General features: G+C 38.3%; 17 protein-coding genes and 1 tRNA gene. 10 read left to right on the top strand and 8 right to left on the bottom strand.

All coding sequences use genetic code 11. From position 1 onward, the window contains the following. The first annotated feature begins 74 nt into the window (after positions 1–74). Positions 75–629 carry a flavin reductase family protein gene (locus ACE01N_RS09340; RefSeq protein WP_375729538.1) on the top strand — a complete coding sequence of 185 codons (555 nt, stop codon included), beginning with the start codon at positions 75–77 and terminating at the stop codon, positions 627–629. Here ACE01N_RS09340 and ACE01N_RS09335 read toward each other — a convergent pair whose 3' ends face one another. Then, positions 630–2,327 carry a chloride channel protein gene (locus tag ACE01N_RS09335; protein WP_380587571.1) on the bottom strand — a complete coding sequence of 566 codons (1,698 nt, stop codon included), beginning with the start codon at positions 2,325–2,327 and terminating at the stop codon, positions 630–632. Between the two features lie 300 nt (positions 2,328–2,627). Between ACE01N_RS09335 and ACE01N_RS09330 the strand changes: the two genes are divergently transcribed. The 4 genes from ACE01N_RS09330 (at position 2,628) to ACE01N_RS09315 (ending at position 6,252) form a co-directional block, all read left to right on the top strand. Beyond that, entirely contained in the window at positions 2,628–4,472 is a 1,845-nt protein-coding gene (locus ACE01N_RS09330; protein ID WP_380587569.1) for a 2-oxoacid:acceptor oxidoreductase subunit alpha, read from the top strand. An 8-nt stretch (positions 4,473–4,480) separates the two neighbouring features. Then, entirely contained in the window at positions 4,481–5,500 is a 1,020-nt protein-coding gene (locus tag ACE01N_RS09325) for a 2-oxoacid:ferredoxin oxidoreductase subunit beta (RefSeq protein ID WP_380587567.1), read from the top strand. Between the two features lie 46 nt (positions 5,501–5,546). After that, positions 5,547–6,077 carry an RNA methyltransferase gene (locus ACE01N_RS09320; RefSeq protein ID WP_380587564.1) on the top strand — a complete coding sequence of 177 codons (531 nt, stop codon included), beginning with the start codon at positions 5,547–5,549 and terminating at the stop codon, positions 6,075–6,077. A 100-nt stretch (positions 6,078–6,177) separates the two neighbouring features. Next, positions 6,178–6,252: transfer RNA gene (locus ACE01N_RS09315), tRNA-Pro, on the top strand. Between the two features lie 730 nt (positions 6,253–6,982). On the opposite strand, the gene ACE01N_RS09310 is transcribed toward ACE01N_RS09315, so the two are convergent. Next, entirely contained in the window at positions 6,983–8,236 is a 1,254-nt protein-coding gene (locus ACE01N_RS09310; RefSeq protein WP_380587561.1) for a mandelate racemase/muconate lactonizing enzyme family protein, read from the bottom strand. Positions 8,237–8,260: 24 nt separating this feature from the next. Continuing rightward, positions 8,261–9,706: a Gfo/Idh/MocA family oxidoreductase gene (locus ACE01N_RS09305; protein ID WP_380587558.1), complete on the bottom strand. Its 1,446-nt coding sequence runs from the start codon at positions 9,704–9,706 to the stop codon at positions 8,261–8,263. Between the two features lie 400 nt (positions 9,707–10,106). Between ACE01N_RS09305 and ACE01N_RS09300 the strand changes: the two genes are divergently transcribed. From ACE01N_RS09300 to ACE01N_RS09290, 3 genes are read left to right on the top strand one after another with little or no spacing between them, the layout of a single operon-like run. Beyond that, positions 10,107–12,389 (top strand): TlpA family protein disulfide reductase, encoded by a 2,283-nt coding sequence (locus tag ACE01N_RS09300; RefSeq protein ID WP_380587555.1) that lies wholly within the window; start codon positions 10,107–10,109, stop codon positions 12,387–12,389. A gap of 42 nt (positions 12,390–12,431) precedes the next feature. Next, positions 12,432–13,157, top strand: a complete 726-nt coding sequence (locus ACE01N_RS09295) for a sensor histidine kinase (protein ID WP_380587552.1) — start codon at positions 12,432–12,434, stop codon at positions 13,155–13,157. A 3-nt stretch (positions 13,158–13,160) separates the two neighbouring features. Next, positions 13,161–13,901: a LytR/AlgR family response regulator transcription factor gene (locus tag ACE01N_RS09290; RefSeq protein WP_380587549.1), complete on the top strand. Its 741-nt coding sequence runs from the start codon at positions 13,161–13,163 to the stop codon at positions 13,899–13,901. A gap of 57 nt (positions 13,902–13,958) precedes the next feature. On the opposite strand, the gene ACE01N_RS09285 is transcribed toward ACE01N_RS09290, so the two are convergent. Then, a complete protein-coding gene (locus tag ACE01N_RS09285; protein WP_380587547.1) occupies positions 13,959–14,750 on the bottom strand; it encodes a helix-turn-helix domain-containing protein in 792 nt (263 codons plus the stop codon). Between the two features lie 47 nt (positions 14,751–14,797). Here ACE01N_RS09285 and ACE01N_RS09280 point away from each other — a divergent pair, with 47 nt between their 5' ends. Then, a complete protein-coding gene (locus ACE01N_RS09280) occupies positions 14,798–16,144 on the top strand; it encodes a putative DNA modification/repair radical SAM protein (protein WP_380587544.1) in 1,347 nt (448 codons plus the stop codon). Between the two features lie 13 nt (positions 16,145–16,157). Beyond that, entirely contained in the window at positions 16,158–16,928 is a 771-nt protein-coding gene (locus ACE01N_RS09275; protein ID WP_380587541.1) for a TIGR03915 family putative DNA repair protein, read from the top strand. 34 nt (positions 16,929–16,962) lie between these two features. On the opposite strand, the gene ACE01N_RS09270 is transcribed toward ACE01N_RS09275, so the two are convergent. From ACE01N_RS09270 to ACE01N_RS09255, 4 genes are all read right to left on the bottom strand, one after another. After that, complete coding sequence (locus tag ACE01N_RS09270; RefSeq protein WP_380587538.1) at positions 16,963–17,406, bottom strand: hypothetical protein; 444 nt, start codon at positions 17,404–17,406, stop codon at positions 16,963–16,965. Positions 17,407–17,496: 90 nt separating this feature from the next. Further along, positions 17,497–18,093 (bottom strand): DJ-1/PfpI family protein, encoded by a 597-nt coding sequence (locus tag ACE01N_RS09265; protein ID WP_380587535.1) that lies wholly within the window; start codon positions 18,091–18,093, stop codon positions 17,497–17,499. Positions 18,094–18,200: 107 nt separating this feature from the next. Next, positions 18,201–18,656, bottom strand: a complete 456-nt coding sequence (locus tag ACE01N_RS09260) for a hypothetical protein (protein WP_380587532.1) — start codon at positions 18,654–18,656, stop codon at positions 18,201–18,203. A gap of 204 nt (positions 18,657–18,860) precedes the next feature. Beyond that, positions 18,861–20,159 (bottom strand): DUF6198 family protein, encoded by a 1,299-nt coding sequence (locus ACE01N_RS09255; RefSeq protein WP_380587529.1) that lies wholly within the window; start codon positions 20,157–20,159, stop codon positions 18,861–18,863. Between the last annotated feature and the right edge of the window lie 378 nt (positions 20,160–20,537).

The following is a 20,537-nucleotide window of genomic DNA, read 5'->3' as shown; positions in this document are numbered from 1 at the left end:
AAACTTTCTATATTTAAAGGATTTATTTTAAATCTGTCACTACGTTATATTTTACTTGCAAAATTATCATTATTATGGGTTTAAAGAAGAATATTGATTTAAATGTGTACCTGCCAATGCCTATTGCCATTGTTGGGACCATGTTTCAGGGGAAGCCCAATTTTTCCACAATTGCCTGGATGTCACGTGTAAATGCTGATCCTCCAATGATTGGATTTGCAATAAGTAAACACAGGCTGACGGGTGATGCAGTACTTTTAAATAAGGAATTCAGTGTAAATATCCCTGGAAAGAACCTGACAAGAGAAACGGATTATGTGGGTATGGTGTCTGCCAAAAGAACGGATAAATCCGATGTATTTAACTATACTTTCGGAAACCAGAAAAAATCACCACTTATAGAAAACGCACCGTTGAATCTGGAGTGTAAACTGGTCGAAAAAATCATTCTGCCTTCAAATTTATGGATTGTTGGTGAAATAACTTCTGTATGGTGTGATCCGGAAATGCTGACCAACGGAAATCCTGATTATAATAAAATGAAAAGCATCATTCTGACGATGCCTGACAATAAATACCGGACAATTGGCAAAGAATATGCTGATGCCTGGAAAATAAACAGTTTGTAATTACTCCTGTGAATGCCGTTTCATCTGATAACGGTAGGCGGTAAATGCTTTGGCTCTTGAAATGAATCCAAGGTATTTGCCGTTGTCAATAACGCAAATGTTATACCTGGCTGACGAGCTGAACTTATCCACCAAATCTTCCATTCTGTCATCGGGGCTTATGAAGTGTTCCGGCATATACATTAATTCGCTGACTTTCACTTTATCGTACAATTCTGGTTTGAAGATGATTTTTCTGACATCATCCATTTTTACCATGCCATGTAATTTGCCTTCATCATCCACAACCGGGAATAAATTCCGGTGCGCATTTTCAATCACATGAACCAAATCTCCCAGCGTGGCATCAGGCGAAATTGTTGCAAAGTCCGTTTCAATGAGTTTGTGAACTTCCATCATCGATAATATTGCCTGATCCTTGTGGTGAGTGATCAGTTCCTTTCTGCTGGCAAGCTGGTAGGTATAAACAGAATGTTTTTCGAATAGCCGTACAATAAAGAACGAAAGTGTCGAAGTAATCATAAGGGGGACAAAGAGCTGGTAACCTCCTGAAAGTTCAGCAATTAGAAAGATGCTTGTTAAAGGGGCATGTAAAACCGCCGATATCATTCCGGCCATACCCATCAGAGCAAAATTATTGATGTTAATGGTATGAGGTCCCAGTTGGTTCGCCAGTAGTGCAAAAGCCAGTCCGATATGCACACCGACAAAAAGTGTTGGTGCAAATATGCCACCTACACCACCAGCCCCGAATGATATTGTTGTAGCAACCACTTTGGTAAGTCCTACCGCAACTAAAACTGCAACGGTGAGATAAAGGTTCCCTCTGAATGAACTATAAATTGTATCGGTAAACAGGTATTCAAGGTTCCCTTTCAGACAGGAGTTGATAACTTCGTAACCTTCACCGTAGAGTGATGGGAAAATAACCAGAATCCCGCCAAGAACAAGCCCTCCAACAATCAGTCGCTTGATTTTTGTTTTCATGTTTTCGAAGATGCTGGTAATAAACACGTAAATGCGTTTAAAATACACAGAAACAAAACCGGTTACAACACCAAGTAGAATATAGTAGGAAATATCTTTCAATACAAAACCATCTTCTACAGTAAACGGATACAATACATCCTGTCCAGTCAGGGAATAAGAAACCAGAACAGCGGATACTGACGCCAGAAGCAGTGGAATAATGGATGCCATGGTGAGGTCAAGCATGATGACTTCAAGAGCGAAAACAATGGCTGTAATCGGTGCTTTGAAAATTGCTGCCATGGCACCGGCTGAAGCACATCCCAGCAGGAGTATCACTTCACGTAATCTGAGATGAAGGAAACGACCAACATTTGAACCTATCGCAGCACCCGTTGAAACCGTTGGACCTTCAAGACCTACCGATCCACCAAATCCTACAGTAAGTGCACTGGTTACAATGGAAGAATACATGTTGTGAGCGCGCATGAAACCTTTGGCTTTACCCTTGGCGTAAAGCACGTTTGGAACCCCGTGTCGAACCGGTCGTTTAATAATATATTTCATGAATAACAGTGCGATCCCTATCCCAATTAATGGCATAAATATATACCACCAGTTTCCGGCTTCAAACCGATGAATATTCGAGTGAATAAAATGCACGGATTTTTTAATGACTACAGCGCCAACACCGGTAAGTATTCCGACAAATACACTTAGGAAAGCCATAAATTGCCGGTCACTAATATGCTTCAGCCGCCAAATAAAAAATTTTTTCCATAGTCTGCGGCTGAAGCTATGATGTGTTTTTTCTACAGTCATTGGTAATATAAAAATACTATTTCAAAAGATATTTGCAAACGTTGGATGTTGTTAATATTCGTAACTTCCTAATTAAGAATATATATAAAAAACAAAATATGTTGTAAAGTATTCCTTAATTAATATTTTAAATGCAGAATTTTCATTTAATTGCATCGTTTTTTTGAGAAAAGTAACATGTTATAATCTGTAAAATTATATTGAGTAATGCCTAAAAGCGTAAAACCAATTGAGTTAGAGGACGTTGTTGTTCGGTTTTCGGGTGATTCCGGTGATGGAATGCAATTGACCGGAACGCTGTTTTCCGAATCATCAGCAGAATTGGGAAATGATATATCAACTTTCCCTGATTATCCGGCTGACATACGTGCACCAAGGGGAACGATTGGTGGTGTGAGTGGATTTCAGGTACATCTTGGAAAAAAAATTGTTCATACACCGGGTGATGTTGCTAATGTACTGATTGCAATGAATCCGGCTGCTCTTAAAGCCAATAAAGCATATTTAAAACCGGGAGGAACCATTATTCTCGATGTGGATGCATTCACGGAGAAGAATCTGGAGAAAGCCGGTTACAAAACCATGGATCCCATTGTGGAGGATCATCTGGGCGACTTTAATATTGTAAAAGCCCCGATTACCACAATGACTGCTAACTCCTTAAAAGAGTTTGGTTTTGATAACAAGACCGTTCTTCGCAGTAAGAACATGTATGCCCTTGGTTTGGTATCCTGGCTATTTAATCAGCCGTTAAAATATATAGAGAAAAAGCTTAACCGTAAGTTTAAGAAAAAACCTGAGATTGCTGAGGCTAATATCAAGGTACTGCAGGATGGATTTAACTACGGAGAGAATATCCAGGCAATGACACCATCCTACATGGTTGGAACCGGGAAAAAGGAAAAAGGAACATATCGTAATATTAACGGAAATCAGGCCGTGGCCTGGGGATTTCTGGCTGCATCAGAAAAGAGTGGTAAAGAACTCTTTTTGGGAAGTTATCCGATCACGCCTGCAACGGAAATTCTGCAGGAACTTTCGGGTAGAAAAGATCTTGGCGTTAAAGTATTCCAGGCCGAAGATGAGATTGCAGGGATATCGACTTCTATCGGTGCAAGTTTTGCAGGTGACCTGGCCGTCACAACAACTTCGGGTCCTGGGTTGGCATTGAAAGGCGAAGCAATAGGTCTGGCAGTAATGGCTGAGTTACCTCTTGTGGTTGTCGATGTTCAGCGTGGAGGTCCATCAACCGGTTTGCCTACCAAGACAGAGCAGTCCGATCTTCGTCAGGCATTGTATGGCAGAAACGGTGAAAGTCCTGCCATTGTAATTGCGGCCAGTACCCCATCAGATTGTTTTCATTATGCCTTTATGGCTGCAAAACTGTCTCTGGAGCATATGACACCGGTTATTTTAATGACAGACGGATTTCTTGCTAATGGATCACAGCCATGGCGTATTCCTTCAATGGAAGAACTTCCAGATATTAAAGTTCCGGTTGTTACACCCGAAATGCGTGATTCATGGAAGGTGATGCAGCGTGATCCGGAAAGGCTGAACCGTTACTGGGCAGCACCGGGAACACCTGGATTCAGTCATCGTGTCGGCGGACTGGAAAAAGATTTTATAACAGGTGCTATTTCGCATAATCCTGCTAATCACCAGAAAATGGTTGACATCAGGGAGGAAAAGGTACAAAAAGTTGCCGAATTCATTCCGGAACAGAACGTTCTTGGTGATGTGGAATCTGATATTCTGATGGTAGGATGGGGTGGAACCTATGGTCACCTGACCACCGCTTTTGAAGAATTACATGAGGAAGGTATAAAAGTGGCATATACGCACTTTAATTACATTATGCCTTTGCCGAAGAACACGGTGGACATCATGAAGAAATACAAGAAAATTGTGGTTTGCGAAATTAACAAGGGACAATTTGCGGATTATTTGCGCATGACTATACCGGGGCCGGTTTATCATCAGTTCAACAGAATTGAAGGTTTGCCATTAGCCGTTGAGGATATAAAAAATGAAATTAAAAAATATTTATAATAGCTATTATGGAGATTAAAGAAACATTCGCCCCTAAGGATTATAAAAGTGATCAGAATGTAAGATGGTGTCCGGGATGTGGTGACCATGCAATCCTTAATACGCTACATAAGGCAATGGCTACCATCGGTATTGATCCGGACAATGTCGCTGTTATCTCTGGTATTGGTTGTTCAAGTCGTTTGCCATATTATATGAATACCTACGGTTTTCATACCATTCACGGACGTGCTGCAGCAATTGCATCCGGTGTTAAAATTGCAAATCCTGATTTAACAGTATGGCAGATTTCCGGGGACGGTGATGCCTTGGCTATCGGGGGAAATCACTTTATACACGCAGTACGGAGAAATGTCGATATTAATATTATTCTTTTCAATAATCAGATTTATGGGTTAACTAAAGGACAGTATTCGCCGACTTCCAAAAAAGGTTTTATCTCAAAAACTTCTCCGTTCGGAACCATCGAATATCCATTCCGTCCGGGAGAACTGGCATTGGGAGCACGCGGCAGATTCTTTGCCCGTTCAATTGATACTGACCTGAAATTGTCTCATGATGTGTTGGTTGCAGCGCAAGAACATAAAGGGACATCGGTTGTGGAAGTGCTTCAGAATTGTGTGATATTTAATGACGATACGCATGCCGCTATAACCGATAAAGCACACAGGGCGGACCGTACAATATTGCTGGAGCATGGAAAGCCCATGTTGTTTGGTCAAAACAACGAAAAGGGGCTTATGCTTGACTGTAGCATGAAGTTGAAAGTGGTTGAGATTGGTAAAGACGGGGTGACCCTGGATGATATTCTGGTACATGATGCCTATGAGCGTGATTCAATATTGCATGGCGTACTGGCTAATATGGAATATCCTGAATATCCTGTTGCTCTGGGTGTTATACGTGCAGTTAAAGCATCTACTTACGACGATAATCTTGTGCAGCAGATAAAAGATGTTCAGGCTGTTTCAAAGATCTCAAAATTTGAAGAGCTTGCCCGTGCAGGCAGTGTTTGGGAAGTAGAATAGTTTTTATTTTAGGTTCAAAACGTTCATCTTTGCAAAAACTTAGCATATGCGAAAACTGAAAATTGATGAACTGAACCGCATATCGGTTAAAGAATTTCAGGAAGCCGAAAAAGCAGACCTTATTATTATTTTAGATAATGTACGGAGCCTCAATAATGTAGGCTCCGTATTTCGTACATCTGATGCCTTCAGGATCGCAGAAATTGTGTTATGTGGCATTACAGCAACTCCTCCGCATACAGAGATTCATAAAACGGCTTTGGGTGCAGAAGATGCTGTAGAGTGGTCATACTTTGAAGACACGCTCGATGCAGTGAACTATGTAAAAAAGAAAGCTTATACGGTATTTTCAGTTGAGCAGGCAGAAGGCAGCATAAGCCTTGATGAATTTGAGCCTTCAGGAAGTGAAAAATATGCAGTGATTCTGGGAAATGAAGTAAAAGGAGTGCAGCAGAAAGTTGTGAATGCATCAGATGGTTGTCTTGAGATTCCTCAGTTTGGAACCAAACATTCCTTAAATGTCTCTATTACGGCGGGAATTGTAATCTGGCATTTCTATTTATCTCTTAAACAGTAAGATGTGATTTTATTCATTACTATCGTGTAATTCTGTTTGTAGAAATAAAAAAAAGTTATAGTTTTGCATCCGCTTTTGTAACGATAAAAGCTAAAATTTTCGAGGTGTAGCACAGTCCGGTTAGTGTACCTGCTTTGGGAGCAGGGGGTCGGGGGTTCGAATCCCTCCACCTCGACAAAAAGCCTTTCACAGATGTGAAGGGCTTTTTTGTTATACTGCGAGCGAAACTTGTTTCAGCGAGCAAGTATAACAAAAAAGGCAAAGCACGAAGTGCTTGCGGCTTTTTGAGCATCTTCCCCCCAAACGGGATCACCGAGCGAAGCGAGGTAATTCCTTCAGCTCGAAATTCATTTCAGCGAGCAAGTATAACAAAAAAGGCAAAGCACGAAGTGCTTGCGGCTTTTTGAGCATCTTCCCCCCAAACGGGATCACCGAGCGAAGCGAGGTAATTCCTTCAGCTCGAAATTCATTTCAGCGAGCAAGTATAACAAAAAAGGCAAAGCACGAAGTGCTTGCGGCTTTTTGAGCATCTTCCCCCCAAACGGGATCACCGAGCGAAGCGAGGTAATTCCTTCAGCTCGAAATTCATTTCAGCGAGCAAGTATAACAAAAAAGGCAAAGCACGAAGTGCTTGCGGCTTTTTGAGCATCTTCCCCCCCAAACGGGATCACCGAGCGAAGCGAGGTAATTCCTTCAGCTCGAAATTTGTTTCAGCGAGCAAGTATAACAAAAAAAGGCAAAGCACGAAGTGCTTACGGCTTTTTGATCATCTTCCCCCAAACGGGATCACCGAACGAAGCGAGGTAATTCCTTAGTCCCGACATTGAAAATCAGCGGGTGTAAAATATTGAACGCAGAGGATTTAATTGGGAAATACAAATGTTGTATGCAGCTCGTTCAGGTTATCAGCTTTTAATTGGTATTGCTTTTTTTAATGCATATTCGGCGTGAGCCATTCCCAAACCAGGTGCTGTAGGGACATTTAACAATCCGTTTTTAACCCGAATGGCAGGTTCAAATAAATCTGCCGTAGCTTCCATTCCTGTTTTTAATTCCTGATATCGACCAATATTTGGCGTGAAACTACTAAAATTAACCATTTCGGCGTAACCGGCATTCCGGTTCGAAATATGGACTGTTATGGGCTTGCCTGCCGCTTCTGCCATCCGGGCAACCCGGGTAGTACGAATAAAACCACCGTAATAATGTAAGTCGGGTTGAACAATTTGCAGAACATTATCTGCAATCATTTTGCGAAAGCGGTATTCACTGGATTCCTGTTCACCTCCTGAAATGGGTATTTTTAATGCATCTGCCACTTGTTTTGTTTCATCGGTATTATCAAATCTGCAAGGTTCTTCAAATAAATAGGCATTAATCGCTTCAAGCCTTCTGCCTATTTCAATGGCTTTTTTTACACCATAGGAACCATTTGCGTCGGCTTGAATGGTGATATCATCTCCAAGAATTTTTCTGGATAGTTCGATCAGGTTTTCAGAGCGTCCGGGCATTGAATCTTTGTTTCGACTCATTCTTCCGCCAACTTTGAATTTTACTGCTTTTGCACCGGTTTCTGCGATTTTTTGCTGTAATATATCGATCTCTTCCTCGGGTGTTGTACCTCTGTTGCCACTCGCAACATATATGGGTACGGCTTCCCTTACCCTGTTTCCGAAGAGGTAACTGATATGTTTCCCGGTGGTTTTTCCCAACAGGTCTATAATACTACCTTCTGCCCAGGCAACGCAACACCATAACGCCAGTCCCTGCATTTTGTAATTGCTGTTGGATACGTATAATTCGTCAAGCAGAGTTTCAATTTGGCGGGCATCTTTCCCTATGAAAAATGGGATGATTAATTTAAGAAGAATAGGGTACAACACATCAATTTTTTTATTTGTTACAGAAATCCCTTCTGCGCCATCTTTGGATCTTGTACGCACGAAATACGTATCGTTTAATCTAAGCAACTCCATTGATTCTATAATAACGGGTTGATTCAACGAGGTTACATTCAGCACAGGTTTATTGCATATTTCTGTAAGCTTTTCTTCTTCGAATTTGCCGGTTTTTGTTCCCAAATCAGAGCAGGAGGTAAACGGTAGGATCAAACCAGCAGCTGAAGCTGTTTTTATAAAATTTCTCCTATTAGTTTCCATTGGAATCAATTAGTTAGGGGATGCTTATATCCATTTATTTTGGCGGGGAACCAGACTTGTTAAATCGGCAATTTTAATGGCCCGGCCTTCATCGATACTTTTACGGGCTGCTATTCCAATTAAAACAGCCATTGATCCATCGCGCACATTTGCGGCATGATGAAGGTTGGGATCAATAACCTGGTTCCTGTATATTGCATCAAACATAAGCTTATCGCCTCCCCAGTGCCCACTTCTTATGTATGGGAATTCTATACGCTTATAATCTTCAAAGTTTTTCTGCATGATTATTTCATGGAATTTTAACCCGGCCATTGTATGAGAATTCTGGCTCATTTCTTTTTCGTGCAACTGTGCTTGATCTTCCTGAATACTTTCCATAGATGGAATTCCTTCCCAGGTTTCCAGCCTGCCGTTCAACCCGTTAAAAGCAATTCTGAATCCTTCGTATGGAGAATAGGCTGAAAGAGAATAGCTTACCTGTACATTATTGGCGTATTTAATTTGGACAGCCATTTTATCAAAAATGTCAATTTCATTTCTCCAAAGGCAGTTATCTCTTATATAGTTGTCATATTTTTCATTTTCATAGTAAAGTTTCATTAGATTTTTATCTTCTCTCATATCCCAAAAAAACTGACAGGAATCCTGATGGTCACATGTCATACAACGTTTTCCCCGAAAGGCGTTGTTTTTTCCATATTTCTCCAGACCTCCAAAGGCATGCACTTCAACAGGATCGGAGCCAATCCACCAGTTTAGCAGATCGAAATGATGCGATGATTTATGCAGCAAAAGAGTCCCGCTTTTATCGCGTTCTCCGTGCCAGCGCCTAAAATATGAAGCACCGTGATACGTATTCAGGTACCAGTTAAAATCAACAGAAGTTAATTTCCCTATATGATCTTCCAAGAGCAATTCTTTTAGTTTTGTAAAAAGATGACCATATCGATAGTTAAATCCCATGATCAGTTTTGCACTGCTGTTTTTATCGGCTTCGATTATAGCCTGGCATTTTTTCTCGTCTGTAGTCATCGGTTTTTCGGTGACAACATTTATCCCCTTATTTAATCCTTTAATAATAAATTCATCGTGAGTTGCATCAACTGTGGTCACAATCAGCAGATCAATATTAGCAGAAGAGATCATGTCGTCGAAACTGGTAAAGGTTTTACAGTCTAATCCCAGAAAATTTTTTGCATATTCAACTCTTCCCGGGTTTATATCGCATAATCCGACATATTCTACCACATCGCTGTAATTTTCCGTTAAGAACTTACCCCACGTTTTAATACCTCTGATACCTGTTCCGACAAGGGCAACCTTTTTCTTCGGGTTTTTAACAGCATTTGATGCAAATAAACCGGAGGCAGGATTTGACAGCATTATTCCGGCAGCCAAAGTTCCGGTTGTTGTCACAAAGTTTCTTCTTGAAATGGAATTGGCCTGTTTTGATATATTTTTAGACATGGCAAAAAAGTAATATGTGATGACATGAAATTAGTCAGATAAAATAATACATTTTTTGTTGTAAACAAAACAGTTTTATGAGCTATCTCTCTCAAACGGGATCACGGAGCGAAGCGAGGTAGTTCTGTTCTTTTATTATATCCCTCTGTTAAAATATATTTTTGGAAAGAAGAAAGGTTCTTAATAAATTAGCAGTTAGCTATAGCATAATTGTTAAAAACTGAGAACCTGAAATTTTTGATAAAATTTGATGCAAATGAAACATTACAACAATTTTTCTTTGACATATTACAATCTAACCTAATATACATTTATAACTACCATTAGTACATTTAGAGTAATTTTATTTCATCAATGGTTTTAATTTTACATCTGTACGTTAACATTAAACATTAACATTATGAAAAAATTATTTGTCACTTTATTTTTAAGTTTTTTATTTTTTTGGTTAAAAGCACAGTCAGTAAGTTTAAAACAGGGGGACGAATTTTCGTATCGGACCTCGTCATACTATCACGGACATTTTATAAATGCGGATGAAAAAGTTGATAGATTAGATGAGCATATAAGCTGCCATCAAATTACCTTTAAGGTAATTGAAGTCCTACCACAAAAAAAATATAAATTGAAGGCTCAATACGAGGAGCTTAATAATTATTACAGAAGTAAAAAACAGACAGACGAGCAGTGGCAAACCGGTATAAATTATGATAGAACACTCAGAAACAAATTCTCGAATTTTAATATGCCTGAATACACTATTGAGTTTACGTTATCTGAAAAAGGGGAAATAACAGAACCTGAAGTAATAAACAGATCAACCCCAACATCAAGGGAACACTTTTCTGATTCACTTTTAATACGGATGTTTCAAAGCAGAAGTAAAGAATTCTTTAGTGGATTGCCTAAAAAGCTAAGACAGGGGCAACAAGTAGAAATTAATAATCAAAACTACGTAGTTGCAGAAATAAACAATAATCATGCAATATTAAATTCATTGGACGTAGGGGGAATCCACCATGCGTCAGAAGCTCAGGTCTTATTTAATCTTAACAATGGATTACTTTTGGAAAAGAATGTTTATGAGGACCGGCTTGGCGTAGAACAAAAAATAAAAAATCCGGGGAATGATTTAGTAACAGATACAAAAGGAACAACTGACATAGTCCTTATTTCGAGATGTAGCCTTGTTACAAATAATAAGGAGCCTTATTATACTTATAAGTATCAAAAAAATGACCACATAAAAGATTCGACGTTGTTAGAAACGAATGTAACTATCAGGGGAAAAATTATTAATCCGTCAACAGACCGGAATGTATCTGTTGAATGGGCAGAGTCCGTTCCCAATGCTTATAACCGGTACGGTATTAATACCCGTTTAAATGATGATAATACTTTTGAGATACGTCTACATATTGATAGATTACAAAAAGTAACGTTTCGACAGCATGAAGTTTCTACTTTTTATCTGGCTCCGGGTGACGACTTATTCATAACTGTAGATATGAATGCGTTTGATGAAACCATTACTGCAACGGGGCCAGGGAGCAACGACTTAAATTTCAGTTTTAAAAGGTTCTTGTTTGACGAAACGGAGCAACTGGATATTCGTAAGATATATAATGTAGTTCGTGAAAAATACGCCGAATTAAATCCTTCGGAGTTAAAAAAATACGTTATTAATACTTTAGATAAGAAACAGAATTTTCTGAATAATAACAGAAGATGGTTGTCCCCTGAACAATATCTGGCTGAATTTTGGGAAAATCAGATAACCATGGTGGATATTTTAAAGAATTATCCGCGCTCGCAAAGCTATTATAGAAAGCAGGCGGGTAAAGAACCATATCATATTGATAAAAAGGAATTTTATAATTCTGAGTTTTACTCCCTGATTCATCCCGATAACGATATGATGGCTTACTATGAAGGATATGACCATTTTATCAGGGAATATGTGTTTTTCTTTTTAAATGAGAAAATGGATGAAATTACAGGGAAAGGAAATGTTGTTACCGTAAATAATTTCTTCGATGATATTTATAGCTCCCGTTATGGTTTTAGCAATTCTTTCTTTACAGGAGTAAGTCAATATACGCTCAAGTACCAGGCAGTATCCGATGCTTTGCGAAGAGCCAGTTGGGATACTTTTGTTGATTTGTTCAATCAGTTTAAAATAGAATATCCCGATGCGCATAAAACAACGTTGCTTTATGAAGCTTATGAAAAAGCCAAAAAGGTAGCTCCGGGGCAGCCGGCATTTAATTTCAAATTATCTGGTTTTGATGGTAATAAAGTAAGCTTGTCTGATTTCAGAGGGAAGGTTGTATATATTGATTTTTGGTCAACATCGTGTGGCCCTTGTAGGGGAAGTATTGAACGCTATGGGAAGGAAATGGAAGGAGCTTTTAAAGATAAGGATATTGTACTGCTTTATATTGCTCTTGAAGGAGATGTTAAACGTCCCAAAGAATTCATGGAAGAACAAGGCATTGAAGGTGTGCAGCTTATTGCAAAAGGTGATGAAGAAGCTCAAATCAGGGAGAAATATTATTTTGATGCTATTCCTCATTATTATATCATTGACAAGGAAGGCCGAATTGTAAAAAGGGAAGCACCAGCACCTTATGAAATAGTAAAGGATCATTCGATATTATTGGATGTACTGGAACCGAAATGAAGGACACAGGACAATGAAAGGACCATTTATCTGTTAAAGGTAGTGGTTGGTTCATTGGGAGTAGTTTTATTAATCGTTTTATCTATACTGTTTGTTAATAAACGGATCAATCGTCGAAGGATTAAACTGTCCGGTTTAAATACAAAAGTTCGGGAATTAGAGCTGGCCGCGATAAGGGCACAGATGAACCCGCATTTTATGTATAATTGTTTAAACTCAATACAAAATCTGGTTCAGAAGGAAAGGTCAGATGAGGCCCACGCATATATTTCAAAATTTGCGACTTTAATAAGGGACGTATTGAAATACAGCGATAAGGACGAAATATCTCTGGCCGAAGAACTTCAGGTAATTGAAAATTATGTTAATCTTGAGAGGCTTAGGTTCGACATTATTTTTAGTGTCAAAGTTGATGAACAACTGGATCTTTATTCTGTCTTTATCCCACCGTTATTGTTCCAGCCACTAATAGAAAATGCAATTATACATGGATTGACACCAAAGATAGATGATAAAAAATTGACTTTAGAAGTAAGAGCTATTCCTGATTACATTTGTATTATTATAGCGGATAACGGGATCGGTAGAAATGCAGCTATGCAAAACATGGGGGGCAACACGGGTAAAGGATTAGGATTTACAAGGGAACGGTTGGAGTTGATGAAAGAAAAATATAACATTGATTATAAAATGAAAATTGTAGATTTGAAAGATTCAGAAGGTTATCCTACAGGAACAAAAATTGAAATTTGTATTTCGGAAGATTAAGATATGACAAAAATAAAGGCTGTTATTGTTGATGATGAAAAGAATGGACGAGAGAATCTTCGTGGTGCGCTTTGTCAATACTGTCCTGAGGTTGAGGTGGTTGGCGAGGCTAAAGATGCCCTTCAGGCTATTGGGCTTATCAATAAAACCAATCCCAATGTGGTTTTTTTGGACATTGAAATGCCTATGGGGAATGGTTTTAAAGTGCTTGAATTTTTCAGTGAACCAACCTTTAGTGTCATTTTTGTAACAGCTTACGACCATTATGCTATCCAGGCTATCCGGTTTTCGGCACTGGATTATATTTTAAAGCCAATTGATGTATTGCAATTGAAGGCTGCAGTAAACAGATATGTTCAACAGCAGTCATTTGTTGATTTGCGATTAAAGCAATTTTTGAAGAACGAAGTGCGATCAAAGGAAGACAAAAGAATTGCACTTCCAATGGCTGATAAAATCAATTATATAAAGATTAATCAAATTATTAGATGTCAGGGAGAAGCTAACTATACACGGTTTTGTTTGTTAGATGGCACAGAACATCTGGTGTCTAAATCGTTGGTGGAATATGAAGAAATATTATCTGGTTTTGGTTTTATTCGAACGCATAAATCATATGTTGTTAATATATCTCACATTCAATCATTCGTTAAAACAGATGGCGGATATTTAATTATGAGCGATCGCTCAAATGTTCCTGTTTCAAGACGTAAAAAGGAAGCCGTGTTAAAAGTTTTAAAATAGAATCGTATCTTCCATAATCATATGTTTTCTGATCACGGAGCGAAGCGAGGTAGTTCATTACTCTTTCTTTTTTAGTTTTTCCAGTTCATCCTGCATTTTATACACCATTGAGGTGAGTTTCCTCAGGCTCGTATCATCTGGTTCCGGCAGGGAAAAACAGATATAGCCGAGCGCTTTCCAAACCTCCATAACCGTGTTCAGTGGCATGGTGTAGGGATCGTATTCCGGATTGTCGGACTTTAGGAGCAGTGTTGAGTTATCCTGCATATATACCCTTTTATAAACGATGCCGTCGTCGTATGTGAGCAGTATATACGTACGTCCATCCTTTATTTCTTTCCAGTTCTGCAAATATTCGCAAATAATGTACGCACCGGATGGAATGGGTTCCATGCTGTCGCCTTTTATCTGAAAAGCCCTGTAAGTTCTTTCGTTTTGGAGCTCGGGTAACGGAAGGTTAAATTTTGGCAGGGTTTCAATGAAATCCGGGTCTGTGTAACCTCTTGTATATCCTGCAGATGCTTTGACCGGTACAAGTGTGATTTGTTCCTTGTTGTCGCGGTCAACAATAGTGCTCAGAACCCGCAAGCCTTTTCCTCCAATATCAGGAGTATGAGCAACGTTATCTGTATTTTCTTCCAGACTTAAATCCCTGTTTACCAAGCTATCTATACTTACATCGAAATATAACGCTATTGCCCTTAAAACAGCCAGTTTTGGCACAGCTCTGCCTTCTTCGTAAGATCCTATGAGGGAACGTTTAACACCCATTTTATCTGCAAACTGATCCTGTGTCAGATTTCTGATTTTGCGTAAGTGTTTAATGTTTGATCCTAAAAAATGATCCATAAATTATTGCTAATATTATTGGTATACTAAAATTATTAGTAAATTTGATGACAAAATTAGGTAAAATCCGGCTAGGATTCAAGCAGTCTGATCCGAAAGATCCCAAAATAAGTTCAATAATGAAGGATGATGTATTAAAAAAGCTGGAAATTCTTTCCGGTGCTGCCAAATACGATGTGTCCTGTGCGTCAAGCGGAAGCAACAGGAGTAATACAGCCAACGGTATTGGGAACGCTTCTCCATGGGGAATTTGTCACAGTTTTGCAGAGGACGGACGCTGTATCTCGTTGCTTAAAATAATGATGACAAATTACTGTATGTACGATTGTGCTTACTGTATTAACCGTAGAAGCAATGATGTGGAGAGGACATCTCTTTCTGTAGAGGAACTTACAGAACTTACCATTTCATTTTACCGGAGAAATTATATTGAAGGTCTGTTTTTAAGTTCCGGAGTTATAAAGAGTCCCGATCATACCATGTCGTTAATGGTTCGGGTGGCTAAGGAGTTACGTAACATACACCGCTTTAACGGGTATATACATCTGAAAAGTATTCCGGGAGCAAGCCCTGAGCTTATTCGGATAGCAGGCCTTTATGCGGATCGGCTCAGCGTAAACATTGAAATTCCTACAGAAACAAATCTGAAGTTACTCGCGCCGGAAAAGGATTATTCCAGCATTTTTACGCCGATGAAATCCATTCATCAGGGCATTCTTGCGAATAAGGATGAAATACGAAAATTCCGTTCTACCCCAAAATTTGTTCCGGCCGGTCAAAGTACGCAAATGATTGTTGGTGCCACGCCCGATAACGATAAACAGATTCTTAACCTCGCTTCGGTACTTTACACAGAACAAAAATTAAAGCGTGTATATTATTCGGGTTATGTTCCGGTGAACACAAATGACAGTAGGTTACCGGCAGCAGGTAAATCGTATATGGTGCGGGAAAATCGTTTGTATCAGTCCGATTGGCTGATCCGGTTTTATGCATTTCAGGTGGATGAGATTGTAAATGACAATCATCCCGATCTGGATCTGGATATTGATCCAAAACTGAGTTATGCTATCAGGCATCCTGAAATATATCCGATAGACATCAACAGGGCGCCTTATGAAATGATTCTGAGAGTGCCGGGAATTGGCGTAAAATCTGCTAAACTTATTATTGCTTCAAGAAGGTATGGCAGAATTCATTCGGGTCAGCTTAAAAAAATGGGTGTGGTAATGAAGCGGGCACAGTATTTTATAAGCTGTAATGAGCTTGGTTCACCTACTATTAACGAGATTAAGCCAGAAAATATGAAGCAGTTGTTTCTTAAAAATGAACCGAAAAAGAAGAAGGACAAATTTGCAGGACAGCTGAAGCTGTTTACCGATAATCTGACTTGATGAGGATGAACTTATGAATATATGGACTTACGACGGTACTTTTGAAGGTTTTCTTACCCTTGTGTTCGACTGTTACGATCTGAAAATATTTCCTGAAGTAATAATTGGGAAAAACCCGGAGCAGATGCAGATTTTTAATTCGGATTACGAAGTTGTCAGCGACAGGGCAAAAGCCAAAAGAGTTTGGAAAGGCTTGCATAAAAAAATATCCGGCGTAAGTTGTGAGATGTTATTCAGGGTTTTTCTATCAGAGCAAACCGATATTGAGCAGGTACTTTTAAATTACATAAAAAGGGCATTTGCATCGCCCTCAAATACTGAATCTGATTTCAGGGATGAGTTTGTGCTGAAGATTTACAAGGTAAATAAAATGGTGGGTCGTGAAGCAGAGCGGATACTGATGTTTGTCCGGTTTCAGAAGACAGTTGACGATATATATTATGCTTCTTTTGATCCGAAGTACAATGTATTACCGTTAACTATCAGCCATTTTGAGAACCGGTTTACCGATCAGAAATGGGTAATTTACGATACAAGACGTAATTACGGATTTTACTATGATATGAAAGAAACGCAGGAAATTACGTTTAGTGAAAGTGCAGTGAATCCTGTTTCCGGAAAGATTGATGAACACATTATGGCTGAAGACGAGAAACTGTTTCAGACGCTCTGGAAAACCTATTTCGATGCTACATGCATCAGGGAAAGGCTTAATCCCAGGCTCCATATGCAGTTTTTGCCTAAAAGGTTCTGGAAATATCTTCCTGAAAAGCAAACTGGATAATCTTTAAAAGATAAATGTATTCACTAGTGTCCCGTTAAAACCTAAATGCCAGACCAATCCCGTTTTCATCGCTTTTTATACGTAAGCCACTGCCGGCTTTTGTACTTATCCCATTTAAAATTCTTCCGGCATTACCAACGTGGTATACATATTCAAGAGAAAATAGCGCCCCAAATGCACCAAGACCTATCCCCAGTACATTCATTTTTTTATCTCCTTGTCCTATTCGGTAAATTACTCCTCCCAATGCCATAAATGATACGCCCAGGTATAACTTTCTTTCTGCTTTGATCAGCTCAAGACCTGCATTCCGAAGCAATAATTCATTATCGGTATTTATAACGGAATCCTGCATCAGGGAATAGTTTGTGCTGTAATATAGTAAAACATCCTTTTGAACCAATGAAGTAGGTTCCGTTCCGAAACAATGCAGCGAAAAAAATAAGGTGAGGAGTAATAAAAAAGTTTTTGTTTTCATAGTATATGATTTGATTTCAAGGAATTTATAAGCTAATAATTTAACTGTTTGTCGGTATGCACTATGCCCCATGTTTGAGTCTGTCCATTGTCATTTATTCGTAAATCTCATATATTTTTTTACTTCATCTACATTTTTGGTTGATGTCAACATTTCCAACAATTTAAACGAAACATCTAAACCTGTTGCGGGGCCGGTCGATGTTATAATATTTTTATCAATCACGATATGTTTGTCTTGCACATTTACGCCTAAATCAGCAAGGTATTCTCGTCCATATATGTCCGATAAGTCGTATGTGGTAGCGTTTCTATTCTTTAAAACACCTGATTTTGCCACTGGTACTGCTGCGGCACAAACCGCAGCAATTATTTTTTTGTCATTATCAAACTCCCGTATCATATGCTGAAACCGCTCATCGAAGACATCTTCATAATACCCGGAATTTTTAAAACCTCCGGGAATTGCCAGTGCATCATAATCTTCGATATTTATTTTGTCAAATTCTATCTCAGGGCGGACTATTAAGTTCCATTTGCATTTAATCTCTGGTCTAAGTCCTGTTGTTATCATATCAACGGGTTCAATACCTAACTCCCTGCTCCAACCAATAACGTCGGTGAATACTCCGGCTTCATATTCTTCAAATCCTTGTGAAAGAAATAGTAATACTTTTTTATTTTTCATTGGTGATAATAGTTTGCTATTGTTTTCTCATCTTGGCAAGGTACTTCTGTATGCTGTCGTCCTGATGTACGTCGGCATGCATTATGACAGGGTGTTGTTGGTTGGCCTTACTTAATTTTTATTATCAAATTTTTCTCTATCATCTCAGATGCAGATTCGATTCGTATTAGGTATATAATCTCGTCTTCAGGATTGAATATGCTTTCATTCAGTCTTATCTGAATAGTATTAATCTTTCGTCGAATTCCGTTTTCTTCATAGTAACCAGTCAGTGTAGCTTCTCCAGGAAGATCCGTAATTTCAATGAATTCACTGTTATTAATATTTTTTAAAATACATAATTCAAATCGTGGTTGAATTTGAGTATATATACTAAGTAAGAATTCATCATTTACAGATGCAATTAGTGTATCGGCTTCTAATGTTTTTCCTTCACTAGCCAGGTTATTCGTGAAATATTTTAGTTGGATCCAATTATCTTTTAACTCTGGTTTATTTGATTCACAAGAACTAAATATACCTATAAAGATTATTGAAATAATTAAGGCAAATTTGTCTTTCATGGGTTTTAATATTTAAGGTGCAAATAGGCTTTATTTTTAAACTCGATTAAGAGCTCTATATAAGCTAGTTCACAACGTTTCCACTGTTTTTTGTCGTGGTAAAAGCAGCTGCCTGCGAACGTTGAAATATTTTATTTAAAAGTTCTGCCATGAACTATGACCATGTATTGTACGCCATTTTTTTATGTAAGTTAACTTAATTAATTATTTAACACCCTCTTTATTTTTAATTGCATTAATAATTAATTCAACAACTTTAACGGAATCATACATCGAGCTATCTATCGTTAAATGATAATTTGTTGCATTATTCCAATTTTCACCGGTATAGTGCAAACAATAGTTTGCTCGTTCCTTATCTATTTTGTTCAATACGCTATTCGTAATCCCGGATTCAATCTTATACTCGTTAGAGATGTTTGCTTTGCGATAGTCTTTGTTTGCATGAATAAATATATTAAAGCAATTAGGATAATCTTTTATTATAAAATTGGCACATCGTCCTACAATAACACATGATTCCTTTGAACATATATCTCTTATAATTTTGCTTTGAACTAAAAACAGTACATCAAGGGGTGGTTTTTTATCAAATACATACGCATAGTTTTGTTCGTATAGTTCAGATATGAGTGAATTAGCCAGTTTTTGTTCATTTTGTTGAATGTAATCTGATGTAAAACCGCTTTGTTCAGTGGTGAGTTCTATGAGTTCTTTATCATAAAACGAAAACCCTAATTTTTCAGCCAGGAGTTTTCCAATTTCATGACCTCCACTACCATATTCCCTGGAAATAGTGATGACCAGGTTGTTCTTCAACTTACTTTTTGCAATAGTCATACTCTGGCTTTTACCGGGTTCTGATACAAACCATGAATCGGGAATATGTATTGTTTTACTATAGAATTTAGCAATAAAACCGACTAATATAGCTGCTGCTACAGTTCCTTCCCTTATGCCCTGAAGTTGATGCAGAAGAATAAAAGAAATTATTAATCCGCCAATAACCATTGAGCTATCCACTCCAATTTTTGTTTTTCCAAACTCCTTTTTAAAGCTATCTGTAATTGCTATAACTAAACCTTCTCCTGGTAAATAGGTTAATCTTGCTTTTACTTCAAGAAAAACACCAAATGCTAATACAGCACAACTAATCAGACACCACAGTACCTGCCAAAAGTAATTTGATACATTTAATCCGGAGACTAAGCGGAGCGCTACATCAATAAAAACTCCAAAAGCAAATACAACCGGAAGTTGTATTAATTGTATGATTCGATAGTTTCGACGAAGTATTCCTATTTGAATTATTATAAGTAATACATTAAAGACTATTGTTAAAGTACCTAACGTTAGGGGTAATTTGAAACTAAATACATAAGGGATGCAGGATATGGGTGATACGCCCAAATCTGCTTTGACAGATAATGCAACCCCTAAAGCCATAAAAAAAAGACCACTACCAAAGGTGATAATCTTTAACAGAATACTTTTCTTTTTCATAAAATCTATAATCGTAAATTTTGAGATAAAAATCAGACATCAAAGGTAGAGAACCTTTAAAATATACATTCATAATTATAGTATTTTATGTGATTGTGCCTGAGGTCAAATTTTATATATTGCACTCCTCTTAAAAACTGATCCTTAGCTCAAGAAGTTAAATTTGTTTTTTGCGGTATATGGGAAAGGGTGACGATGTTCCCTTGGTATGGCGTCGTGCGGTTGACTGTCCCACGCAGTGGAGACTGTCAAGCCGAAAACGACGGCAGGATGCATACGGATTTGCAAATTAAAAGAACCGCATGCACTATGACCGCGTGTTGTACCCAGTTTTTTATTTTTTTTCAATCGTATCCAAAATCAAAAGTTCGGATAATT

It is taken from the genome of Quyinboa ferrireducens (assembly GCF_042436675.1).
Lineage (GTDB): Bacteria > Bacteroidota > Bacteroidia > Bacteroidales > UBA5342 > JBHJHP01.
The sequence above is the reverse complement of the archived record's forward strand: the minus strand, read 5'-3'. Positions and strand labels throughout refer to the sequence as shown.

Coding starts and splice junctions, on each gene's coding strand:
- ACE01N_RS09340 (WP_375729538.1), top strand. CDS start 75: ATGGGTTTAAAGAAGAATATTGATTTAAATGTGTACCTGCCAATGCCT.
- ACE01N_RS09335 (WP_380587571.1), bottom strand. CDS start 2,327: ATGGCTTTCCTAAGTGTATTTGTCGGAATACTTACCGGTGTTGGCGCT.
- ACE01N_RS09330 (WP_380587569.1), top strand. CDS start 2,628: ATGCCTAAAAGCGTAAAACCAATTGAGTTAGAGGACGTTGTTGTTCGG.
- ACE01N_RS09325 (WP_380587567.1), top strand. CDS start 4,481: ATGGAGATTAAAGAAACATTCGCCCCTAAGGATTATAAAAGTGATCAG.
- ACE01N_RS09320 (WP_380587564.1), top strand. CDS start 5,547: ATGCGAAAACTGAAAATTGATGAACTGAACCGCATATCGGTTAAAGAA.
- ACE01N_RS09310 (WP_380587561.1), bottom strand. CDS start 8,236: ATGGAAACTAATAGGAGAAATTTTATAAAAACAGCTTCAGCTGCTGGT.
- ACE01N_RS09305 (WP_380587558.1), bottom strand. CDS start 9,706: ATGTCTAAAAATATATCAAAACAGGCCAATTCCATTTCAAGAAGAAAC.
- ACE01N_RS09300 (WP_380587555.1), top strand. CDS start 10,107: ATGAAAAAATTATTTGTCACTTTATTTTTAAGTTTTTTATTTTTTTGG.
- ACE01N_RS09290 (WP_380587549.1), top strand. CDS start 13,161: ATGACAAAAATAAAGGCTGTTATTGTTGATGATGAAAAGAATGGACGA.
- ACE01N_RS09285 (WP_380587547.1), bottom strand. CDS start 14,750: ATGGATCATTTTTTAGGATCAAACATTAAACACTTACGCAAAATCAGA.
- ACE01N_RS09280 (WP_380587544.1), top strand. CDS start 14,798: ATGACAAAATTAGGTAAAATCCGGCTAGGATTCAAGCAGTCTGATCCG.
- ACE01N_RS09275 (WP_380587541.1), top strand. CDS start 16,158: ATGAATATATGGACTTACGACGGTACTTTTGAAGGTTTTCTTACCCTT.
- ACE01N_RS09270 (WP_380587538.1), bottom strand. CDS start 17,406: ATGAAAACAAAAACTTTTTTATTACTCCTCACCTTATTTTTTTCGCTG.
- ACE01N_RS09265 (WP_380587535.1), bottom strand. CDS start 18,093: ATGAAAAATAAAAAAGTATTACTATTTCTTTCACAAGGATTTGAAGAA.
- ACE01N_RS09260 (WP_380587532.1), bottom strand. CDS start 18,656: ATGAAAGACAAATTTGCCTTAATTATTTCAATAATCTTTATAGGTATA.
- ACE01N_RS09255 (WP_380587529.1), bottom strand. CDS start 20,159: ATGAAAAAGAAAAGTATTCTGTTAAAGATTATCACCTTTGGTAGTGGT.